Source organism: Streptomyces sp. NPDC029674 (genome assembly GCF_044903205.1).
Classification (GTDB): domain Bacteria; phylum Actinomycetota; class Actinomycetes; order Streptomycetales; family Streptomycetaceae; genus Streptomyces.
This window is the reverse complement of the sequence record NZ_JBJDPY010000074.1, coordinates 1-1057: the sequence shown is the minus strand read 5'-3', so window position 1 is coordinate 1057 and position 1057 is coordinate 1. Positions and strand designations below refer to the sequence as shown.

General features: G+C 71.2%; 2 protein-coding genes. One reads left to right on the top strand and one right to left on the bottom strand.

Annotation, left to right across the window (positions count from 1 at the left end; genetic code table 11):
- Positions 1-768: exonuclease domain-containing protein (locus ACI2L3_RS40465; RefSeq protein ID WP_404757465.1), on the bottom strand; the 768-nt coding region annotated here is incomplete at its 3' end.
- A gap of 23 nt (positions 769-791) precedes the next feature.
- On the opposite strand from ACI2L3_RS40465, the gene ACI2L3_RS40460 reads away from it, so the two are divergent.
- Positions 792-1057 (top strand): hypothetical protein (locus ACI2L3_RS40460; protein WP_404757464.1); only part of this gene is annotated, 266 nt, incomplete at its 3' end.

Genomic DNA, 1057 nt, shown 5'->3' with positions numbered 1-1057 from the left:
CTTCTGCGGTTGTGCGCCAAGCGCGGCGAGGGCCATCCATGCCTCCATACGGGTGTACCCCTCCAGATCGCCGGTCAGGACTACCCGGTGTCCGTGAAGAGGATGCCCCGGGTCTGCATCGGGGTTCGGCTGCGGCAGGTCCTTCACGCGCACTGACGATCCGGAGCCGTCCGGGGCCGCCCCCGGACGCGCCATCGATGGCAGGACCGCAACGACGCGTTCGTCTCGCGCCGGCCAAGTGGATAGCAGGTCGCCGAGCGTCGTCGCACCGAACCGGCGGCCGAGCTCCAAAACGACGGCCGCCGTGGCAGCGGCATCAGCCCCGGCGTCGTGGTGGTTGAACGGGGGAAGGCCGAGCGCGTGCGCGACGGACGGCAGGTCCCGCCGGTTCGCGTCTATGAACCGGTCGGCCAGGGCGAGCGAATCCACCCACTCCCACTCGACAGGCACGAGGCCCTCGTGGGCGCAGGCGGCGGCATAGACATCGGCGTCGAACGCCGCGTTGTGGGCCACCACGGGCAACGTCCCGACCAGGCGGGCCAGCTGCTCGGCCGCCTCCGCCCAGCTCACCGCGCCACGCACCGCCTCAGCGTCGATCCCATGCACGCGGACGTTCGCCGGCGCGAAGTCGTCCGCCCCGGTCGGCGGCGTCACGAGCCAGCACTGCCGCTCCGCGATAACGCCGTCAACGACCCGCGCCACACCGACCTGACAGACCGACGCCCGAGACCCGTTTGCGGTCTCGAAGTCCACGGCAACGAACTCCATGCCCCTCATGCTCCGTCTCCCCCATGTCCATGGTCCTGGTTCTCCTCGCCGACGTCGCCCCACTCCCGCGCCTGCCGGTCACGGGTCAGCTCGAAGTCAGGGTGTGCTGCCAGATCGAAGTCGGCCGGCGCACCGGCCACCGCGGTCTTCTGTCCAGCGCCAGCGTCACCGCCGCGCGCTCCCCCGCGCTCGGCCGTGCCGCGCTCGCGGTCCTGGTGCTGGTCTGGGTGGTCGTGCTCGTCATGATGGTCCGTCCTACGGCGGTCGAGCATGACCCGGAGGACTGCGG